At 70.1% G+C, this 19712-nt stretch carries 17 protein-coding genes; 14 read left to right on the top strand and 3 right to left on the bottom strand.

Features of this window, described 5'->3' with window-relative positions:
• Nucleotides 1-29 precede the first annotated feature (29 nt).
• Nucleotides 30-479, top strand: a complete 450-nt coding sequence (locus tag CK240_RS04350; protein WP_095639094.1) for a YaiI/YqxD family protein — start codon at nt 30-32, stop codon at nt 477-479.
• 73 nt (nt 480-552) lie between these two features.
• Here the strand turns inward: CK240_RS04350 and CK240_RS04345 are convergent, their stop codons facing one another.
• Nucleotides 553-1008, bottom strand: a complete 456-nt coding sequence (locus tag CK240_RS04345; protein WP_095639093.1) for a DUF1236 domain-containing protein — start codon at nt 1006-1008, stop codon at nt 553-555.
• A gap of 397 nt (nt 1009-1405) precedes the next feature.
• Here CK240_RS04345 and CK240_RS04340 point away from each other — a divergent pair, with 397 nt between their 5' ends.
• From CK240_RS04340 to CK240_RS04285, 12 genes are all read left to right on the top strand, one after another.
• Entirely contained in the window at nt 1406-1963 is a 558-nt protein-coding gene (locus tag CK240_RS04340) for a DNA-3-methyladenine glycosylase (protein ID WP_095639092.1), read from the top strand.
• Nucleotides 1964-2236: 273 nt separating this feature from the next.
• Complete coding sequence (locus tag CK240_RS04335) at nt 2237-3400, top strand: PP2C family protein-serine/threonine phosphatase (RefSeq protein WP_205957750.1); 1164 nt, start codon at nt 2237-2239, stop codon at nt 3398-3400.
• Complete coding sequence (locus CK240_RS04330; RefSeq protein WP_095639090.1) at nt 3397-3735, top strand: STAS domain-containing protein; 339 nt, start codon at nt 3397-3399, stop codon at nt 3733-3735. The genes CK240_RS04335 and CK240_RS04330 overlap by 4 nt, the downstream gene beginning before the upstream one ends.
• Nucleotides 3736-3737: 2 nt before the next feature.
• The gene (locus CK240_RS04325; protein WP_095639089.1) at nt 3738-4157 is read left to right on the top strand and encodes an ATP-binding protein; all 420 of its coding nucleotides are present in this window, start codon (nt 3738-3740) and stop codon (nt 4155-4157) included.
• Complete coding sequence (locus tag CK240_RS04320; protein ID WP_095639088.1) at nt 4154-5893, top strand: sensor histidine kinase; 1740 nt, start codon at nt 4154-4156, stop codon at nt 5891-5893. The genes CK240_RS04325 and CK240_RS04320 overlap by 4 nt, the downstream gene beginning before the upstream one ends.
• Nucleotides 5894-5935: 42 nt before the next feature.
• The gene (locus tag CK240_RS04315; protein ID WP_095639087.1) at nt 5936-7186 is read left to right on the top strand and encodes an ATP-binding protein; all 1251 of its coding nucleotides are present in this window, start codon (nt 5936-5938) and stop codon (nt 7184-7186) included.
• The gene (locus CK240_RS04310) at nt 7183-9006 is read left to right on the top strand and encodes a DUF3131 domain-containing protein (RefSeq protein WP_205957749.1); all 1824 of its coding nucleotides are present in this window, start codon (nt 7183-7185) and stop codon (nt 9004-9006) included. Before CK240_RS04315 ends, CK240_RS04310 begins: the two co-directional genes overlap by 4 nt.
• On the top strand, nt 9003-10154 hold the full coding sequence (locus tag CK240_RS04305; protein ID WP_095639085.1) for an acyltransferase: 1152 nt from the start codon (nt 9003-9005) through the stop codon (nt 10152-10154). Before CK240_RS04310 ends, CK240_RS04305 begins: the two co-directional genes overlap by 4 nt.
• Nucleotides 10154-11995 (top strand): glycosyltransferase, encoded by a 1842-nt coding sequence (locus CK240_RS04300; RefSeq protein ID WP_095639252.1) that lies wholly within the window; start codon nt 10154-10156, stop codon nt 11993-11995. Before CK240_RS04305 ends, CK240_RS04300 begins: the two co-directional genes overlap by 1 nt.
• The gene (locus CK240_RS04295; RefSeq protein ID WP_095639084.1) at nt 11992-13308 is read left to right on the top strand and encodes a DUF3131 domain-containing protein; all 1317 of its coding nucleotides are present in this window, start codon (nt 11992-11994) and stop codon (nt 13306-13308) included. Before CK240_RS04300 ends, CK240_RS04295 begins: the two co-directional genes overlap by 4 nt.
• A complete protein-coding gene (locus CK240_RS18180; RefSeq protein ID WP_135058791.1) occupies nt 13305-15290 on the top strand; it encodes a hypothetical protein in 1986 nt (661 codons plus the stop codon). The genes CK240_RS04295 and CK240_RS18180 overlap by 4 nt, the downstream gene beginning before the upstream one ends.
• Before the next feature lie 22 nt (nt 15291-15312).
• The gene (locus CK240_RS04285) at nt 15313-16251 is read left to right on the top strand and encodes an alpha/beta hydrolase (RefSeq protein WP_095639082.1); all 939 of its coding nucleotides are present in this window, start codon (nt 15313-15315) and stop codon (nt 16249-16251) included.
• Nucleotides 16252-16306: 55 nt separating this feature from the next.
• On the opposite strand, the gene CK240_RS04280 is transcribed toward CK240_RS04285, so the two are convergent.
• Together CK240_RS04280 and CK240_RS04275 are read right to left on the bottom strand one after the other, a co-directional pair.
• Complete coding sequence (locus CK240_RS04280; RefSeq protein ID WP_095639081.1) at nt 16307-16876, bottom strand: cysteine hydrolase family protein; 570 nt, start codon at nt 16874-16876, stop codon at nt 16307-16309.
• A gap of 168 nt (nt 16877-17044) precedes the next feature.
• Nucleotides 17045-18985: a DEAD/DEAH box helicase gene (locus tag CK240_RS04275; protein WP_095639080.1), complete on the bottom strand. Its 1941-nt coding sequence runs from the start codon at nt 18983-18985 to the stop codon at nt 17045-17047.
• A gap of 204 nt (nt 18986-19189) precedes the next feature.
• Between CK240_RS04275 and CK240_RS04270 the strand changes: the two genes are divergently transcribed.
• Nucleotides 19190-19681: a GIY-YIG nuclease family protein gene (locus tag CK240_RS04270; protein ID WP_095639079.1), complete on the top strand. Its 492-nt coding sequence runs from the start codon at nt 19190-19192 to the stop codon at nt 19679-19681.
• The last annotated feature ends 31 nt before the right edge of the window (nt 19682-19712 follow it).

The following is a 19712-nucleotide window of genomic DNA, read 5'->3' as shown; positions in this document are numbered from 1 at the left end:
GCACCACGCGCGCGAAAGGAGCCTGTTCCATGACGATCTACGTGGATGCCGATGCCTGCCCCGTGAAGGCCGAGGTCGAGCGCGTCGCCACGCGGCACCGGCTGCGCGTCCTTGTCGTGTCGAACGGCGGGATCAGGCCATCGGCCAATCCGCTGGTCGAAACGGTGATCGTGCCGGAAGGGCCGGACGAGGCCGACAAGTGGATCGCCGATCGCGCGGGGCCGGGGGACGTGGTGATCACCGGGGACATTCCGCTGGCCGCGAAATGCGTGGCCGCCGGAGCGCAGGTGCTCAAGCACAATGGCGAGGCGCTGACGGCCGAGAATATCGGCAATGTTCTTGCGATCCGCGACCTGATGGCGGACCTGCGTTCCGCCGATCCGTTCCGGCAGGGCGGAGGGCGGGGATTCACCAAGGCGGACCGGACGCGTTTCCTGGATGCACTTGAAAAGGCCGCACGGCGCATTTCCGCCCGATAGCCGCCCGCTGTCCTGACAAATCGGAAACAGGCCGGCACGATGGCCGGCCTGTCCGAATTTCCAGAGAAACGGATTACTCGTAGATATGGATGATCTGGCGGTTCTGCGGGTCCACCAGAACCGGGCGGTCCTGGACATAGACATAGCCGTACTGGCCATCCGGGATGGTCTGGATCTGCACCGTTTCCGGGATCGCCGTTCCGACCGCGACATTGCCGTCGAGAACCACGGACTCGGTCTTGTGCTCCAGCACGTAGGTCTGCGTCTCGGGCGTCAGCGCATCCTCGCTGACATCGCCGATGACGGCACCCGCGACCGCGCCAACCGCCGCGCCGACCGGCCCGCCCACGGCCGCGCCCGCAATCGCGCCCGAAGCCGCGCCGCCCGTGGCGCCGCCGCCGGTCGTGGGGGCGTCAGTCTGCACCTGGGTCACCGTGGGGGTGGTTTCGGTGACAACGGCCGTCTGGGCGAAAGCCGTGCCCGCAATCAGCGTGGCGCCAATGGATGCGGCGGTCAGGATCGATTTCATTTCGGATCTCCGTATTGATCATCTGCCAGACAATTCCGAGCCGCATCCTTCGGTTCCGCCCACCCTTTCCCCTCGGCAGTTTCCCGCAAAGCCGAATGGAGCGGTGCGCAACACCCTGCCCATGGCAATCCGTTTCGCGCGTGGGTCGATTTCAGCGACACGCACAACACGCGCGCAATGCAGTCGCAGGCCGTTTGTGCGAACAGGCTTTGCCGCTGCGGCAAAGGCCCTTCTGTTTCAACTTAAGCCCCGGTCCGACCCTGAGCGGATAGCCCCGGAGATGCGGGCACCGCATCCCGGCACGGCCATGTCGTTACCGGGCCGGCGCGGGCATCCGGCCGGTTGCGCCCGCAGCGCCATGGTGCTGTGTGGTCGCGCGAACTTCAGGAAGCCGTCCATGCCCGACCTCCCCTTTTCCGAACGGATCGCCGGACTCGATGCGGTCGCACTGGCGCGCCGCCTGATCGGCGCGACGCTGCTTGTCCGGGGCGCGGGCGGGACCATCATCGAGACGGAAGCCTATGGGCGGGACGACCCGGCCTCGCACAGCTTCCGCGGACCGACCCGCCGCAACGCCTCGATGTTCGGCCCGGCGGGACATGCCTATGTCTACCGCTCCTACGGCATCCACCTCTGCCTCAACGTGGTCGCCGGGCCGGGCGAGGCGGTGCTGATCCGGGCCCTGGCCCCGCAGACCGGCATCGAGCTGATGCAGAGCCGGCGGCGGGGAAGCCCGCTGCTTTGCAGCGGCCCCGGGCGGCTGGCCGAGGCGCTTGGCATCCGCATCGAAGATGACGGCGCGCCCTTCGACGGGACCGACTTCTCGATCGCGCTGCCCGGCACCCCGCCCGACCTGCTGGTCGGTCCCCGCATCGGCATCAGCAAGGCGCAGGATCTGCCGTGGCGCTTCGGCCTTGCCGGGGTCACGGGCCTCAGCCGGCCGTTTCCGGGCTAGACGCCGCGTCCTGTCCCCGGCCCCTGCCGGTGCCCCGTCCGTGGCGGCCCCTCGGCACCGCGAAAGGCTGGAAAAAGTCCAGCATCGCCCCTGATTGCCGCAGGAAGCGGCATCTGGAAGGAACCAATCCGTCGTGGCAGAAATACAACTTTAAGTAAACCGGTGGCCATGCGATCAACTTCCAAGTGAGGTCGGCCGGTCCGATGCGGCCTCTGGACGATGTTGACCAGCATGTATAGCGCGCCACGGGATTTCAGCACGGAACTGTTGGTGGTGATCGCCGACGATGACGCCACGCAGCGCACGCTGGCGGCAGCGGTGGTGCGCCGGCTGGGTTGCAGGCCGCTGGTCGCCGGCGACGGGCTGAGCGCCCTGCAGCTGATCCGCGAAAGCGGCGCCTCGATCCTGGTCTGCGACCTCGACATGCCCGGCCTGGACGGACACCAGCTGACCAGCGAAGTCCGGCGGATGGATCTCGGCCGTTATATCCACATCATCATGCTGACCGGCCACGACCAGGTCGAGGAACGCCACCGCGCACTGGAAGCGGGCGTGGACGACTTCATGACCAAGCCGCTGGACACGGCGCTGATGACGGTCCGCCTGCGCGCGGCCGCCCGCCTGATCCGGCACGAGCAGGTCCTGTCCGAACGCAACCGCGCGCTGGAGGAAGCCAAGTCGCGCATCGAATCCGACCTGCACGCGGCGGCCACGGCGCAGCGCCGCCTGCTGCCGGGCGGGGACGGGAACCTGTGCGGCTTCCGCTTCGCCTCGGCTTTCCAGCCCTCGGCCTATGTGTCGGGGGACATGTTCGGCTGGTTCGCCCTGAACGATTGCCAACTTGGCTTCTACGCCGTGGACGTGGCCGGTCACGGCGTCCATGCGGCACTGATGTCGGTGGCCATCGGCCATATGGTGACGCCCGAGTATTTCTCGGGACTGGCCCTGTCCTCGGGCGACCGGCCCGACCCCGCCCTGCTGGTGCAGGACCTCAACCGCCATTTCTTCCGCGAGGACAGCAGCGACTATTTCGCCATGATCTGCGGCATCGTGGATGCCCGCCGCGGAAGCGTGCGCTTCTGCCAGGCCGGCTATCCCCATCCCGTGCTGGCCGACGGCGAGGGCCGGCCGGGGCTGATCGGCGACGGCGGGCTGCCGGTCGGGCTGCTGGCCGGCGCCAGCTTCGAGAACCAGGAGGTCAGCGTCCGGCCCGGCGACCGGCTGGTCATCTGCTCGGACGGCGTGACCGAGGCCGAAAGCTCTGCAGGCGTGCATTTCGGGTCCGAGCGGCTCTGCGCCCTGATCCGCGACCGCAGTCCCCGGGAAGCGGCGGATCTTCCCGGCGCGATTGTCGCCTCGCTGGACGACTGGCGCGGGGGACTGCCGCTGGAGGACGACCTGACGGTTCTTGTTCTGGAAAGGAGTGATCGCCCATGATCCGAACCGATTTCCACGAAAGCGGCGTGTGCGTGATCGCCCCGGAAAGCGCGCGCCTGACGGCGGCGGTGGCCGGGACCTTCCGCGACGAGGCGACGCGGATCATCGAAAGCGGCCACAGCCGGCTGGTCATCGACCTGTCGGATGTCAGCTTTGTCGATTCCTCGGGTCTGGGCGCGCTGGTGGCGCTGCTCAAGCGCGTGGGCAACCGCGGAGAGATCGTGGTCTGCGGCGTGGGCGAGGCGGTGGGGCAGATGTTCCGCATCACCCGGATGGAACGCGTGTTCCAGTCGTTCCCCGGTCCGCGAGAGGCGGTGCTGCACCTCGCGCAATAGCCATGAGCCGGTCCGAGTTCATCATCCACGCCACGCTGGAGGAGGTCGACGGGCTGACGCGCAGCCTGGCCGACCTTGCCCGCACCTGCCTGCCTGCCGAAAAGCTGGTCGGGCTCGAGATCGCCGTGGCCGAGGCGCTGAACAACGTCGTGCTGCACGGCTATGACGGACGCGAGGGCACCATCTCGGCCGCACTGACCGTCCGGGACGGCGCGGTGACGGTCGAGATCCGCGACGGGGGCCGGCCGGTTCCCGCGGGCGCCTTCGAGGCGGCGGGAAGCCTGGATGACATGGACCCGCTGGTGGAAAGCGGGCGCGGGCTGGGACTGATGGTCGGGCTGTCCGACCGGCTCGACTATGCTTCTGCCCCTGACGGCAACTGCCTGACCTTGGAATTCGACCGGCAGGACCCGGCGGGATGAGCTCTCCGACCATCCCGCGCTGGCAGACCCGGATGCTGCAGATCAGCCTCACGGCGATCGTCCTTGCGGTGCTCGCGGCGCTGGTGATCGCGCCCTCCGTACTGCGGCGGAACATGGAAACGGTGGACACCTCGGCCCTGCGCAGCGAGCTGTTCGACCTGCATCTGGGGATCGACGCCTTCAGCGTGGCCGTGGACGAATGGCAGGATGCCCTCCGGCAGGGCAACTCGGAAGACCACGCGGCGCTGCAGCTTGAGGAACGGAGCCAGCTTCTGCTGCACCGGCTGGGCGTCCTTCTGGCCCACCCCGCCCTGGAAACGCTGATCCCCGAAAGCGCCAAGACGATCCGCCGCACGCGCGAGCGCATGGGGGCCGCCATGGCGCGCCTGCCGGGGCCGGATCACGAGGCCGCGGCCGCCCTGACGCAGCTGGCGCAGATGCGGACCACCGACATCCTGGACCTCGACCGCGACGTGATCGACGGCTTCACCCGCCTCGGGCGCATCCTGTCCAACGAACGCTGGCGGGTGACGCAGGCCGGGATGATCGGCCAGCGCCTGTCGGCCTTTCTCATCGTGATCAGCATGCTAACGCTGCTGACGCTGTGGATGCAGCGGCGGGTGCTGCGGCAGGCGTCATCCTCGCTGCAGACGGCGATGGAGGACCTGGCCGAGGCGCAGCGCATCGCCCATATCGGCAACCTGCGCCGGAACCATGCCCGCGACGAGATCACCTGGTCGGACGAATTCGCGCGCATCTTCGGCCTCGCCCCGGGCGGACGCATGACGGGTGCGCAGTTCGGGGCGCTGATCCATCCCGCCGACCGGGACAAGGTGGCCGCCGCCGAAACCGCGGCGGCAGCCCGTTCGGCCGAAAGCGGGCGGCCCGAGCCGATGGACATGACCTTCAGCGCCTATCGAAGCGACGGCGCGGTGATCGAGCTGGAAGCGCATTCCGAGATCGTGGCCGATGCCGAGGGAAAGCCCGTCTCGGCCGTGGCCACGCTGAGAGACATCACCGAGGAGGCGCGCGCCCGTCGGGCGCTGCGCGACAGCCAGCGCAACCTCGCGGCCGCGCAGCGGATCGCCCGGCTGGGAAGCTTCCGGCGCAACTACAAGACCGAGCGGGTCGTCTGGTCGCATGAGCTTTATTTCCTGCTGGGGCGCGAACCCGCGAGTGGCCCGGTGTCGCTGAAGCGCATCGTCCACCCCGAGGACCACACGCGTGTCGAGGAGCTGTTCGCGGACCTGCTGGACAACGGCGTCAAGGCCGGGCAGCGCCAGCTGAACTATGAATGCCGCGTGCTGCGCAAGGATGGCACCCAGCGCTGGGTCCGGGGCACGGCCGAGATGTCCTATGACGACCAAGGCCAGCCTGAGGTGCTGACAGGCTCGCTGCAGGACGTCACAAAGGAGATCGCACATCAGCGCGCCCTGCGCGACGCGCTGGACCGGGCCGAGCGCGCCAACAGCGCCAAGTCCGAGTTCCTGGCGATCATGAGCCACGAGCTGCGTACGCCCATGAACGGCATCCTCGGGATGCTGGCGGCGATCGAGGCGCAGCTCGAGGACGGCACCCGGCGCGAACAGATCCGCATCGCCCAGTCCAGCGCCAAGGCGCTGCTCGTCATCCTCAACGACGTGCTCGACATGTCGAAGATCGAGGCAGGGCGGCTGGAACTCGAGCCCGCCCCCTTCGACCTGGACGCGCTGGTCAAGGGCACCATCGACCTTTAGGCGGAAACGGCCCGCAGCAAGGGCATCACCCTTGCAGCCCGCATGGACGAGGGCCTGCCGGGCTGGCTTCACGGCGACGCCGTCCGGATCCGCCAGATCCTTGCCAACATCGTCAGCAACGCGGTGAAGTTCACGCAGGAGGGCCGGGTCGAGCTTTCGGTCACCCGGCGCGAGGGCGAGGCCGCGCCCGAAGGCATGGCCGCCCTGCGCTTCTGCGTGACCGACGAGGGGATCGGCATCCCCCTGGACAAGCAGAACCAGCTTTTCGGCCGCTTCAACCAGCTCGACGCAAGCTACAGCCGCAGGTTCGGCGGCACGGGGCTCGGCCTTGCGATCTCGCGCAGCCTGGCCGAACTGATGGGAGGTCGCGTGGCCTTCAGCAGCCAGCCGGGGATCGGGTCGTCCTTCTGGCTGGATGTGGTGCTGCCCGTGGCCGAGCCCGTCGCGGGTGCCGACCGGATCGGCCCCGAGGCGCCCCTGCCCTCGATGCGCATCCTCGTGGCCGAGGACAACGCAACCAACCGGGTCGTGGCCCGCGTCCTTCTGGAACAGCTCGGCCAGCGCCTCGCCTTTGCCGCCAACGGGGCCGAGGCGGTCCGCGCGGCCCAGGCAGAGCCGTTCGACCTGATCCTGATGGACATCTCGATGCCCGTCATGGACGGGCTGGAAGCCACGCGGCAGATCCGGGCGCTGCCGGGCGCGGCAGGCCGCCTGCCGATCCTCGCCCTGACGGCGCATGCGGGCCGGGCCGAACAGGACGCCTGCCTGGCGGCCGGCTGCGACGACGTGCTGACAAAGCCCCTGGACCCCGCCGCCCTGCGGGCCGCGCTTGGCCGCTGGTCGGCGCACCTGCCGCCCGATCCGCCTGCCCTGCCGGCCGCCGCGCCGCGCGGCACCGATGCGCCTGCGGCAAAGGACGCGGATGGCGGCATCGACATGCGCCTGGCCGAGCTTGCCAGCCAGATCGGAGAGGAGGCGCTGCCCGATCTGATCGCGGCGAGCCTCGAGGATCTCACGCGGCACCGGGGCGTGCTGGACGCCCTCGCGCGTGGCGAGGCCGTGCCGCCAGAGGTCGCCCGGCGCACCTTCCATTCGCTGGCGGGCATCGCCGCGACCTTCGGCGCGACGGGGCTGACCGGCCTCGCGCGCACCCTCGAGCGCGAGGCGCGGGCCGATCCCTGCGCGGACCCGTTCCGGGGGCTGCACGACGCCACCCGGTCCTTCGAGCAGGCGCTGCGCCAGCGGTCCGCGATCTCGTCCGCCACCACGTCCCCTGTGCAGGAGGCTTCATGACGCGCCGTCTCACGTCCGCAGCCATTCTGGCGCTTGCCGGCTCGGCCTCGCTCGCGGTGGTCCTGACGATCACCGGGGCCGTCCCGGCCGTCTCGCAACCCGCATTGCCGCAGCCGGCGGCCCCTGCGGCCCCTGCGGCGCAACCGGCAGCCGCAGCACCCGCCCCGTCCACGGCAACCCTGGCGCCGGCCGCGACCGCTCCGGCGCCTCCGGCCGTGGCGGCGCCGGCCGCCGCACCGGTCCCTGCCGCACCCGCCGGGGCCACGGCACCCACCCCGGCGCAGCCTCAGCCCGCGGCCGCACCCGGCGACCTGAACGCGGCCATGGCCCGGCCCTTCGGTCGGCACGGTCCCCTGACCGAACGGGAACGCGCCATGGCCGAAACGGCCTGGCAGTATTTCGTGAAAAGCTACCAGCCCGACACGGGACTGGTGAACGCGGTCGGCAGCTATCCCTCGACCACGCTGTGGGACACGGGGTCCTATATCAGCGCGCTGGTCGCCGCGCGCGAGTTGCGCCTCATCGACAAGCGCGAGTTCGACCTGCGGGCGAACCTGCTGATCAAGACGCTGCGCAACCTCGACCTGTTCCGGGGCGAGATGCCGAACAAGGTGTACAACACCAAGACCGGGCAGAAGGTGGACTATGCCAACAAGCCCGGCGAGGTCGGCCATTCCGTGCTGGACATCGGCCGGATGCTGGTCTGGCTGAAGATCCTGAAGGAACGCTATCCCTACCTGGCGCCGGGGATCGACGCGACGGTGCTGCGCTGGAACTTCTGCAACACGGTCAAGCCCGACGGCAGCCTGTTCGGCTCGGTTCTCAGCAAGGGCGAGACGCGCTACGTCCAGGAAGGCCGGCTGGGGTATGAACAATACGCCGCCAAGGGCTTCGAGCTGTGGGGCTTCGGCTCTGCCGCCGCGCTGTCGCCCGACCCGCTGGAATACACCGAGATCTTCGGCGTGCGGGTGCCGATCGACGGCCGCGACCCGCGCATCTTCGGAAACATGAACTACGTCCTGACGGAAAGCTACCTGCTGGACGGGCTGGAACTGGGCTGGAAGCTGCCGGGCGACATGTCGAACGACACCCCCGGACTGGCGACGCAGGGCTGGCGGGCCGAATTCGCCAACCGCATCTACCTGGTCCAGCAGCGCCGCTTCGAGGAAACCGGCATCATGACCGCCCGGTCCGAGCACCAGGTCGATGGCGCGCCGTTCTTCGTCTACGACTCGATCTGGGCCAATGGCTTCGCCTGGAGCACGCTGGACCCCAGCGACGTCTATCGCCCCGAGCGCGCGGCCATCGCCGCCAAGGCCGCGATCGGCATGTGGGCGCTGTGGGAAACCCCCTACACCGACCTGCTGATGGAGGCCGTGGGCGACCTGTCCACCGAGGACGGCGGTTTCTACGAGGGGCTGTACGAGAACGGCAACGGCTACATCCCCCTGCAGACCGCCAACAACAACGGCATCATCCTGGCCGCGCTGCTCTACAAGGAGCAGGGGCCCATCCTGCAGCACCTGAACACCAACACGCAGGTCTGGGACACGGCCTTCACCCACCAGGACACCCGCGCCAATCGCTGCCTGCCGCAGCCGAAGCCCGTGCAGGCGTGCTGCAACTGCCAGGCCGCGGCACCCGAGCCCGGCGTGCCGGCGGCCGACTTCCTGTACTGCCGCCCCGTCGTGCAGGCGGACGGCAGCATCGCCGCGACCGCCTGCGGGCTGGAACCGCACGGCCTTCCCGCGCCCGTGACCGTCGCCGCCGCCGCCACCACCGCCCAGATGTGCCCCCTGCCACCGCGAGTGCAGCCATGACCCCCAAGAAGAACCGTCTCGTCTGGTTCGACGCCAACCGCGTCTGCGCGGCCCTGGTCGTCGTCCTGATCCATTCCACTACCGACTTCTCGGGCGGCGTCTTTCCCAAGGCCACGCCCGAGGAACGGATCGTGCCCGTGCTGCTGCGCTCGGTGGCCGAGTTCTCGGGCTCCGAGATGTTCTTCTTCTTCTCGCTGTTCCTGATGGCGATGCGGGTGGACCGGCGCGACCCCTCCTACGGGGCGGCGATCTCGGAACAGGCGCGCCGCCTTCTGGTGCCCTTCGCGGTCTGGACGCTGTTCTACGCCTTCTTCCGGCTGATGAAGGCCGACGCGCTGAACTATGCCCCCCAGATCTGGGAGCAGCTGCGCGACCCCGGCGTGTGGCTGGGCTATTTCATCCTCGGCAAGTCGCAGTATCACATGCACTTCCTGCCGACGCTGTTCCTGATCTTCATGTTCTACCCAGTCATGAAGCTGGCGATGCGCTATCCGGTGCTGGGCATCGCGCTGTTCGCCACGCTGGGCGCGATGCAGCACATCCAGGGCTATATCTGGGGCCTCGGGCTCGACCCTTCCCTGCGCGACTATCTGGTCCGCGCCACCAAGGTGCTGGGCTACGTGGGCTACGGCCTTGCCGCCTTCGCGCTTTACGGGCTGTGGAAGGACGGCATCCCGCGCGGGGAATCGCGGCTGATCCGGCGCGGAGGGCTTTACTTCGCGGCCGTGGCCTACATGGCGACGATCCCCTTCTTCGGGCAGGCGCTGATGACCGGCAGCTGGGGCGTGCGCGAGGGCTGGGCCTTCTACGGCCACTTCCTGATGCCGCTTCTGATGTTCGCGCTGTTCCTGGGCGGGCAGCATCTCGACTGGTCGCCCCGGTGGAGCTGGCTCGCCCAGTTCACCTTCGGCGTCTACCTGATCCACCCGATGATCATCGACATCTATGACGTGGCCGTCCTGTCGGCGGGCCTGGGCCAGGTCATGCAGCCCTGGATGATCGTGGTGTCGCGCTTCGCGGTGGTCCTGCCGCTGGCCTTCCTGACGGCCTACGGGCTGTCGCGGTTCCGGCCGCTGGCCTGGACCATCGGCCTCGGACCCGCGCCCTGGGAATGGGGGCGGCCGCAGCGGGCGGCGCAGGGGTCGTGATGGACGACTACTTCCGCCGGTTCGAGGACCGGAAGCCTTATCCGCCCCTGCCCTATTCGCCCTGGCGGGAAAGCCTGTGGCAGTTCCTGGCCACCCTGACGGTGATGATCGGCGGCTGGTACCTGTGGTGGCGCTGGACCCATTCGCTGAACCCCGACGCCATGTGGTTCGCGGTGCCGATGGTGCTGGCGGAAACGCTGGCCTTCTTCGGGCTGCTGCTGTTCATCTACAACCTGTGGAAGGACCAGCCCGTCCGCATCCCCGACCCGCCCGCGACGGTGGGTGAGACCGCGGGCCAGGGCGCCGTGATCGAGGACCCGGGCCGCCCCATCGCGGTGGACCTGTTCTTCGCCACCTACAACGAGGACCCGGAACTGGTCCGCCTCGGCATCCGGGACGCCAGGGCCATCCGCTATCCCCACCCGATCGACATCCGCATCCATGTCTGCGACGACGGCCGCCGCCCGGCCATGCGCGAGGTCTGCGAGCAGGAGGGCGTCGGCTACATCACCCGCGCCACGAACGAGGGCTTCAAGGCCGGCAACCTGCGCCACGCGATGGAGCGGACCTCGGGCGACTTCCTTGTCATCCTCGACGCCGACACCCGGCCCTTTCCGACGATCCTGGAACGCACCCTGGAGCATTTCCGCGACCCGCGCATGGCCTGGGTCCAGACCCCGCAATGGTTCTACGACCTGCCGGAAGGCGAACGGCTGGGGGACTGGCTGGGCCGCCGCCTCGGACCCGTCGCGCGGCGGCTGGGCCGCGGCCTCGAGCGGCTGGTCGGAGAGATCCGGCTGGGCGAGGACCCCTTCGTCAACGATCCGCAGATGTTCTACGACGTGATCCTGCGGCGCCGGAACCGCGCCAACGCCGCTTTCTGCTGCGGCGCCGCCTCGATCCACCGGCGCGAGGCCGTGATGGAGGCCGCGCTGCGGTCCTTCGGGGACAGCGTGGAACGCCGCGTGATCGCCGCCGAGGAGCGCATCACCCTGACGACGCGCGAACGCAGCGTGGACCCCGCCCTGATGTCCGCGATCCGCACCGAGGCCGTGGTGCAGGAGGTGCTGACCCCCTACCGCTTCCACGTGTCCGAGGACATCTACACCTCGATCGTGCTGCATTCCGACCGCGAGCGCGGCTGGAAGTCCGTCCAGCATCCGACCATCGAATCCCGGATGCTGTCGCCGCAGGACCTGCTGTCCTGGACCATCCAGCGCTTCAAGTACGCGGGCGGCAGCCTCGACATCCTGTTCAACGACAACCCGCTGTTCCGGCGCGGGCTGACGCTGCCGCAGCGGCTGATGTACGGCGCGACCTTCTGGTCCTACCTCGCGCCCCTGTGGAACGTCGTCTTCCTGTCGGCGCCCATCGTGTACCTTGCCACCGGCATCGCGCCGGTCTCGGCCTATACGCTGCCCTTCTTCGCCCATTCGATCCCGTTCCTGATCCTGCTGGAACTGGCGATGATGGTCGGGACCTGGGGCATCGCGGGCTATGCCAGCAAGACGAACTACCTCGCCTTCTTCCCGGTCGGGCTGCGGGCGCTGGCGACGGTGCTCAGGGGACGCAAGATCTCCTTTCCCGTCACCCCCAAGAACCGCCAGGCGGGCCGCCACCTGCGGCTTGTCCTGCCGCAGATCGCTGTGGTCGCGCTGACCCTGGGCTCGGCCCTCTGGGCGCTTGGGGCCCTTGGTCTCGGCGGGACCGGGCACACGCTGCCCGGCGTCATCACCAACGCCCTCTGGGGGCTGAACAACTGCCTCGCCATGGCGGGGATGATCGGGGCCGCGCTCTGGCAGCCCCCGGACAATCTCGATGAAGGAGCCAGCACGGCATGAGTTTCCGCACCAATCTTGTCCGCGCCCGCAGCCATATCGTCTTTGTTCTGGCGCTGGTCTGCGGCGCCGCCCTGATCCTGTACCTGGAGGGAGTGGGTTCGATGGCCGGCGAGCGGCGTGATCCCCTGAGGCCGTTCGAAACCGTGGTGCCCCTGCCCGTGGCCGCCGGCATCCGCCCCGACAACCCCGACGACGAGGCCGCGCGCATCGCCTGGACCTATTTCCGCAACAACACCGACCCGACGACCGGGCTGGCGGGATCGGTGGACGGGTATCCCTCGACCACGATGTGGGAAACGGCCTCGTACCTGGTCGCCATCATCTCGGCCGAGCGGCTGGGGATCATCGACCGCGCCGAGGCGACCGAGCGAAGCGGCAAGGTCGTCGATGCCCTGTCCCGGCTGGTGCTGTTCGAGGACAGCCTGCCCCACAAGGCCTATGACATCCGCACGCTGCAGATGGTGGACTATGCCAACCGCCCGACCACCGTGGGTCTGGGCTGGTCGGCGCTGGACATCGCGCGGCTGCTGTCGGCGCTGAAGATCGTGCAGCGGCACCATCCCGAACTGGCCCAGCCGGTCGAGCGGCTGGTGGCCGGCTGGGACCTCGACCGGGTGGTGCGCGACGGCTGGCTGAACGGCGCCAACGTCGTGGACGGCGCCGTGCGCCAGAACCAGGAAGGCCGCGTCGGCTATGAACGCTATGGCGCCAAGGGCATGATGCTCTGGGGTTTCGACGCGACCGCCGCGATGGACGTGCGCCCCAACCTGCAGGTGGTCGAGGTCGAGGGCGTGCCGATCCCCGTGGACACCCGCCTGAACCGCAACAAGACACCCGCCCTGACCACCAGCGAGCCCTATGTCTTCGACGGTCTGGAATACGGCTTCGACAGCCTGACCCACCTGTTCGCCACCGCCGTCTACCGCGCGCAGGAAATGCGCTATCGCCGCAGCGGCGTCCTGACTGGCGTCAGCGAGGGGCACCTGAGCGTCGAGCCCTATTTCGCCTATGCCTCGGTCTGGGGCGGCGGTCAGGACTGGGCGGTGCTGACATTCTCGGGCGACCGCATCGACAGCCGCCGGACGCTTTCCACCAAGGCCGCCTTCGGCTGGGACGCGCTGTTCGCGACCGAATACACCAGCGAGCTGATGAAGGCGATCCGGCCCATCGCCGATCCGGCGCGCGGCTGGCCCGAGGGCATCTATGAACAGGACGGCGCGGTGAACGGCTCGATGACCGCCAACACCAACGCGACGGTGCTGTCGGCCGAGGCGTTCCGGCGCTTCGGGCCATTGTTGCAGGCCCCGCGGTGAAAAAGGCCGGTGCTGCAGTTCTTGCGATCTGCGGCACCCTCGGCGGCCCGGCGGCCGCCGCTTCCTGCGTGGGCGCGGACGGGGAAACCCCGCTGCCCGGCGCCACCGGGGTCGAGATCCGCCACGCCGACGTTCCCTCGGCCCTGTTCGGGGGAACCTGGCAGCAGGGCGTGCTGGACGGCCTCGCCTACCAGATCCACGCGAACGGCAGCGCCATCATCGGCGACGCGCCCGCCATGGCGGGGTGGCGCCTGGACCTGACCTGCGACCCGCAGGCACGGCGCTGCAACCGCGTGGCGTCGGGCGATGCGCCGGCCGCCTCGGCCGGGGTCGCCGCCCGCATCGAGGCTTGCCTGCTGGGCCCCGCCCCCGCCGCACCGGCTGCCGCCGCCAAGGCCGCCCCCAAGCAGGCCGCTCCCGAGGCGTCACGATCACCCTCTGAAGCGCCCCGGGCCGCAGCGGACGATGGGGCACCACCCGCCCCCCCGCCGCGCGCCGCAGCGGAGCCGGCGACCGGGGCAGGCGATGCTTCTGCACCGAAGGCGGCAACCGATGCACCCAAGGCCGGGGCATCCGCCGCAGCCGAGCGGCAGAAACCTGCACCCCCTGTCGAGGCGCAGCCGCGGGCGGCAGGGCAGACCGGGAAGGTGCAACCCCCTGCTTCAGGGCAGGACGCAGCCGGGCAGGCATCGCCCCGTCAGCCACAGGAACAGGCGGGCGCCGGGCGGCAAGGGGCGCAGGAAACCCCGGCACCGGCGGCCGCCCCGGACACAGGTCCCAACCCTTCGGCCCGGCCCGCGCGCGAGGGACAGCAGGAACCGCAGGCAGGGCGGGCCGATGCCGACCCGAAGGCCCCTCCTGCGCCTGCTTCGGCCCGGCAGCCCGCCTCGGAAGACAGGTCGCCGCCTTCCGAGGCACGGCCCGGAAGCGACCCGGCCACGATTGCCCGGCCGATGCAGCTTCTGGAAAGCGGCGAGGCCGGAGCTTCCGACACAAGCGCTGATGTTCCCGTGACCGCGACGAACCGGGCTGTTCCGCGTCCGCGTCCCCGGCCTGCCCGGACCGATGCTGCCCCGGCCCCTCCGGGACATGAAGGCCCGGCCATCCTGCCCCTGCCCGCGGAACGATCCTCGGGGGATCGGCCCTCGCCCGATCCGCCGGTCGCCCAGACCGCCCGGTCCCGGCGCGACCCGGTCCAGCGTTCGCCCGGTCCGGCCCGGTCGGAACCGCGCATCGCTCGGACAGCACAACCGCAGCCCGCAACCGCCGAGGCCGCGCCCCGGCCGCGCCAACCTGCGGCCGCAGAGCCTGCGCCGTCGCCTGCCCCGCCCCGGGCTGCCCCGCCGTCGCCTGCCCGCCTGAGGACAAGCTGCACGCTCGGCGCGTCGGTTGCGCTGGACACGGGCAAGCTGTCGTCCACGATGGGCTGCACGCTGAACTATCGCAACCGGCTGACGTTCAGCGCCTCGATGATCGGCTATCCTCTGGACGGGCAGAAAAGCCATGGCGATGCGGAATACACCTATGCGCTGACCTGGCGCATGACCAAGAACCTGACGCTGACCTACGCGAACTACACCGCCGCCTTCACGGGGGGGCGCGGCCTCGCGGGGCTGAACGAGGGACGGCTGCAACTGTCGCGGCGGCTTCCGCCGGTCAGCCTGCCGGGCACGACGCGGAAGCTCGGCTGTTCGGCCTTCGCCAGCGCCGCGCGGCGCGGCACCGAGAACGCGGGGCTCAGCTGCGGCCTGCCCCTGGGCGACAAGCTGTCCCTGCGGATGACCGGCTATCTTTACCTGCCGGGCGCCCAGCGCGACAGCGATCCCGACTACAGCTATTCGCTCAGCTGGACCGTGGCACCGCAGGTGACGCTGACATGGTCGAACTATGCCAACAACCGCTGGTTCTGGAACCCGTCGGACGAGGCCGACCGGTTCCTGCGCGGCGGCTCGCTGGGCCTGACCTACGGCTTGCGCTTCTGATGAGGGCGGACAGGGAACACCGATGACGCTGACACGACGCCACCTGTTCGGGCTGACCGCCGCCGCAGCCCTTGCCGCCCCCCTGCGCGCCGGGGCCGCCGACCGCGCGGGCACCGTGCGCGAAGGCAACGTGCTGGCCAGCAAGCTGCTGGGGCATCCGGTGGACTACGCCCTCTACCTTCCGCCGGGCTACGAGGTCGACAGCCGCCGCTATCCCGTCGTCTACCTGCTGCATGGCGCGGGTGACGGCCAGCCCGCAGACTGGTTCCGCATGGCCGGGATCGAGGTGGTGCTGGACCGGCTGATCCTTGCGGGCGAGATGCCCCCGGTCATCGCGGTCGCCCCCGACGGGCGCCGCGCCTCGGGCGATCCGCGCGCGACCTATTTCCTGGATGACGCCGACGGTCGCTACCGCTGGGCCGAGATGTTCCTTGAAGAGTTCATCCCCCAGGTCGAGAGCCGCTATCGCAGCACGGGCGACCCGAGGATGCGCGGGCTGATGGGCATCTCGATGGGGGGCTTCGCCGCGGTGCTGCACCAGCTTCGCCATCCCGGCCTGTTCGGCGGCGTCTCGGCGCTGAGCGCGGCCTTCCGCACGCCCGAGCAGTTCGCCGCGATGAAGCAGGAGGACTACGACCTGCGCTTCGGCGGTGCCTTCGGGTCGGGCCTTGCCGGGCAGGCGCGGCTGAACGAGGCCTGGGCGCGCGCGGATGTCCTTTCGCTGCTCGGGCAGGTCGAGGCCGGGCCCTTTGCGCGCTGGCCGCGCCTTTACCTGACGCTGGCTGCCGACGATCCCTTCTTCGCGGGCAACGCCGCCGTCCACCTTGCCCTGGGCGAGGCCGGCATCCGCCACCGCTTCACCGTGACCGAGGGCAGGCACGACTGGATCTTCTGGCGGCAGGCGCTGCCCGAGGCCCTGCGCCATCTGGGCGCGGTGTTGATGCGGCAATACGGGGAATGACCCGCGCGGTCCGGGGGAAGCCGCGCGGTCCCGGCGAGGGCGCGGGACGGCGCCCTTATCCGGCGGCCCCGGGCGCGGCCTGCCGGACGTAGCTGTCGGTGTCCGTGACCGTCGCATAGGCGAAGCCGAGGGCCGACATCATCGCCGCATGGACCGAGGCGGCGGGCACGGTCGTGCCGCCATATTCAAGGTCGCGCGTCGCGCAGGCGTCCTGCACCACCGTCGTCTTGTAGCCGTAGTCGCTGGCGGCACGGGCGGTCGCGTCGATGCACATGTGGCTCATGGCGCCGACGACCACGACCTCCTCGATCCCGCCGTCGTCGAGGATCTTCTTGAGGTCGGTCTTCAGAAACGGGTTGGGCGCGTTCTTCACGACAACGGGTTCGCCTGCCCTGGGGGCCACGACCGGGTTGATCTCGCTGCCCTCGGAGTCCGGCGTGAAGAAGGGCGCGTCCTGGCTGGGGAAGATGTGCCGGACGTGGATGACGCGGTCGCCCTGCCCGCGCGCGGTCTCGATCACGCGGGCGGCGTTGGCGGCGGCCTGTTCGATGCCGACAAGCTCGTATTTCCCGTCCGGAAAATAGTCGTTCTGGATGTCGATGACCACGACGGCGCGCTTGCTCATGGCGTTTCCTCCCCTGTGCTGTTGATGGTGCCTGGGCAAGGACGATAGCCGCGCGGACAGGTCCCGCCTATCGGCAATATGGGGCGCCGAATGTGAAAGGGCGGCAAGGCCGGTGCCTTGCCGCCCCTTAAGGCGTCTGGAAGTCCCGGGGCCGGACCGGCCCGCGCGTCAGCGCTTGCCCGGTTTCGCGGGCTTGTGCGATCCGGCCGCGCCCTTGGGCTTGAACTTGGCGCGGGGCGCGCCCGCCGGGGCCTTGCCCGGTGCATTCCCGGTCCGGGGGGCGCGGGGCTCGCGCGGGGCGCCGTCCCACGGGGCCGAGGCGGTTTTCCCCGCAGGCTTGGGCTTCCTGCCGCCAGCCTCGGCCGTGCGCGCGCCGGACGTGCCGCGATCGGCGAAGCCGTCCTGTTCATCCATCCCGGCGCTGCGACGCGCCCGCGCCGGCTTTCCGGCGGCGGGACGCCCTGCGGGCTTGGGCCCGCCGCGGAAGGGTCGGCCACGCTCGGCGCCCTGTTCGGGACGTTCCAGGTTCGGCTCGCCGGGCAGGCGGCGCATGGACAGGCCCGGCTCAAGCTCGACCTCGGGGCCGAAGCGGCCCGCCGAGGCGGTCGCGATCTGGACGAAGGTCTCGTCCTGGCGCACCCGGATCGCGCCGATGGCGTCGCGGGTGATCCCGCCCGCCTCGCAGATCTTGGGCAGAAGCCAGCGCGCCTCGGCCCGCCCCGTATGGCCCACGGACAGCGCGAACCAGACGGCATCGCTGAAATCGCCCCGCTCTCGCGGCGCTTGCCGGGCTTCGGGCGCGGCGGGTGTGTCGGCCAGTTCCTCGGGGACGGGACGCCCCTCGCGCCACAGCCGCACGAAAGCCGCGGCGACCCCTTCGGCCCCGAAGCGTTCCAGCAGCAGCGCGGCGGTGGCCGCCTCGTCGCCGGTCTCGGCGGTCAGCACCGGATGTTCCAGCACCCGCGCGTCGTCGCGGGCGCGCACGTCGTCGGCGGAAGGCGCGGGGCCCCATTCGGCCTCGACCTTGGCGCCCTGCAACAGCCGCTGCGCCTTCTTGTAGTCGGCCGAGGTCACGACCAGCGCCGACACGCCCTTGGCCCCCGCCCGCCCCGTCCGGCCCGAACGGTGCAGCAGCGTTTCCGAGTTCGTCGGCAGGTCGGCGTGGATCACCAGTTCCAGCCCCGGCAGGTCGATGCCGCGCGCGGCGACGTCGGTCGCGATGCAGACGCGCGCGCGCCCGTCCCGCAGCGCCTGCAGCGCATGGGTGCGCTCGGCCTGGCTCAGCTCGCCCGACAGTGCCACGGCCTTGAAGCCGCGGTTGCCCATGCGGGCGAGCAGGTGGTTCACGTTGGCCCGCGTCTTGCAGAAGACGATGGCCGTCTGCGCCTCGTAGAAGCGCAGCAGGTTGAAGATCGCGTTCTCGCGGTCCCGACCCGTCACGCTGACCGCGCGATAGGCGATGTCGCCGTGCTGGCGCGCCTCGCCCTGAGCCACGATCCGCAGGGCGTCCTTCTGGAACTCGGTCGCCAGCTTGGCGATGGCGGGCGGCACGGTGGCCGAGAACATCAGCGTGCGGCGCTCGGCGGGCGCGGATTGCAGGATGAACTCGAGATCATCGCGGAAGCCGAGGTCCAGCATCTCGTCGGCCTCGTCCAGCACGCAGGCGCGCAGCGACGACAGGTCCAGGCTGCCGCGTTCCAGATGGTCGCGCAGGCGCCCCGGCGTGCCCACCACGATCTGCGCGCCCCGCGCCAGCGCCCGGCGTTCCGTGCGATAGTCCATGCCGCCCACGCAGGTCGCGATCTGCGCGCCCGCGCCGGCGTAAAGCCAGCCCAGCTCGCGCGCGACCTGCAGCGCCAGTTCGCGCGTGGGGGCGATGGCCAGGGCCTGCGGCAGCGGGATCTCGGGCAGGCGGTCGCCGTCCAGGATGTCGCCGGACATCGCCAGCCCGAAGGCCACGGTCTTGCCCGAGCCGGTCTGCGCCGACACCAGGATGTCGCGCCCCGCGGCCTCGGGGGCCAGCACGGCCTGCTGGACGGAGGTGAGGCTGTCATAGCCCTTGGCGGCCAGAGCCGCGGCCAAAGGCGCGGCGAGATCGAGATCTGTCATTGATACTTACCAGAAGGGGATGCGGCGCACCCGGTGAGTGGCGCCATGTCCTTCGCGGACGGGCTGCCACGGCCCGCCGCCCAAGGTTCTTCGGGCCAAGGGTGCGCCCATAGGCCATCGCGGCCCCGCTGGCAAGCGCCATCCGGCCGATGGGACGCCACGGCCCTTGCGTCCGCCTCGCCGCAGGCGTAGCCAGCGTTAACAATGAAGAAACAAAGCAAGAACGGGGCCAGCCGTTCGACAAGGATCGGCTGGTTCGATTTCCGGGCACCCACAGGCACCGTCTATCTGATGCAGCCGGACAACGATCCGCGGCTGTTCAAGCTGGGCTTCACCAGCCGTCCCACGCTGGAACGCCGGCGCGAGCTGCAGCGCCCGGGCGACGGCAAGCTGAGGATCGTCTGCTCGGTCACCATGCCCCATGCCTATGCGCTTGAACAGCGGCTTCTGGCCCGGATGCGGGGCGGCTGGCGCCTGTTCCGCCGCCGCCCCTCGCCGCGCGGCACCGAATGGTTCTATCTCCGGCGCGGCGAGGAGATCGACGACATCCAGTTCCTGGTGGAACGCGAGGCGCGGCGCGTGCGGCGGGCCGCCGTGCTGCGCCTGTCCTGGCCGCCCCTGGGCCGGATCACCCTGTTCGAGGCAAGGCACAGCCGCATCGACGGCTTCTTCGGCTCGGTCTTCCGGCGCGGCTGACCCGGGCCGCGACGCGGCAGGCGCCCGGCAT

Origin of the sequence: Paracoccus salipaludis (assembly GCF_002287065.1) — a bacterium.
In the GTDB taxonomy this organism is placed as follows: domain Bacteria; phylum Pseudomonadota; class Alphaproteobacteria; order Rhodobacterales; family Rhodobacteraceae; genus Paracoccus; species Paracoccus salipaludis.
The sequence above is the reverse complement of the archived record's forward strand: the minus strand, read 5'-3'. Positions and strand labels throughout refer to the sequence as shown.

Excerpts from the sequence above, each read along its gene's own strand:
- CK240_RS04315 (WP_095639087.1), top strand. The coding sequence starts at position 5,936 with ATGGACGAGGGCCTGCCGGGCTGGCTTCACGGCGACGCCGTCCGGATC.
- CK240_RS04320 (WP_095639088.1), top strand. The coding sequence starts at position 4,154 with ATGAGCTCTCCGACCATCCCGCGCTGGCAGACCCGGATGCTGCAGATC.
- CK240_RS04270 (WP_095639079.1), top strand. The coding sequence starts at position 19,190 with ATGAAGAAACAAAGCAAGAACGGGGCCAGCCGTTCGACAAGGATCGGC.
- CK240_RS04285 (WP_095639082.1), top strand. The coding sequence starts at position 15,313 with ATGACGCTGACACGACGCCACCTGTTCGGGCTGACCGCCGCCGCAGCC.
- CK240_RS04350 (WP_095639094.1), top strand. The coding sequence starts at position 30 with ATGACGATCTACGTGGATGCCGATGCCTGCCCCGTGAAGGCCGAGGTC.
- CK240_RS04275 (WP_095639080.1), bottom strand. The coding sequence starts at position 18,985 with ATGACAGATCTCGATCTCGCCGCGCCTTTGGCCGCGGCTCTGGCCGCC.
- CK240_RS04305 (WP_095639085.1), top strand. The coding sequence starts at position 9,003 with ATGACCCCCAAGAAGAACCGTCTCGTCTGGTTCGACGCCAACCGCGTC.
- CK240_RS04340 (WP_095639092.1), top strand. The coding sequence starts at position 1,406 with ATGCCCGACCTCCCCTTTTCCGAACGGATCGCCGGACTCGATGCGGTC.
- CK240_RS04330 (WP_095639090.1), top strand. The coding sequence starts at position 3,397 with ATGATCCGAACCGATTTCCACGAAAGCGGCGTGTGCGTGATCGCCCCG.
- CK240_RS04325 (WP_095639089.1), top strand. The coding sequence starts at position 3,738 with ATGAGCCGGTCCGAGTTCATCATCCACGCCACGCTGGAGGAGGTCGAC.
- CK240_RS04310 (WP_205957749.1), top strand. The coding sequence starts at position 7,183 with ATGACGCGCCGTCTCACGTCCGCAGCCATTCTGGCGCTTGCCGGCTCG.
- CK240_RS04295 (WP_095639084.1), top strand. The coding sequence starts at position 11,992 with ATGAGTTTCCGCACCAATCTTGTCCGCGCCCGCAGCCATATCGTCTTT.
- CK240_RS04345 (WP_095639093.1), bottom strand. The coding sequence starts at position 1,008 with ATGAAATCGATCCTGACCGCCGCATCCATTGGCGCCACGCTGATTGCG.
- CK240_RS04280 (WP_095639081.1), bottom strand. The coding sequence starts at position 16,876 with ATGAGCAAGCGCGCCGTCGTGGTCATCGACATCCAGAACGACTATTTT.
- CK240_RS04300 (WP_095639252.1), top strand. The coding sequence starts at position 10,154 with ATGGACGACTACTTCCGCCGGTTCGAGGACCGGAAGCCTTATCCGCCC.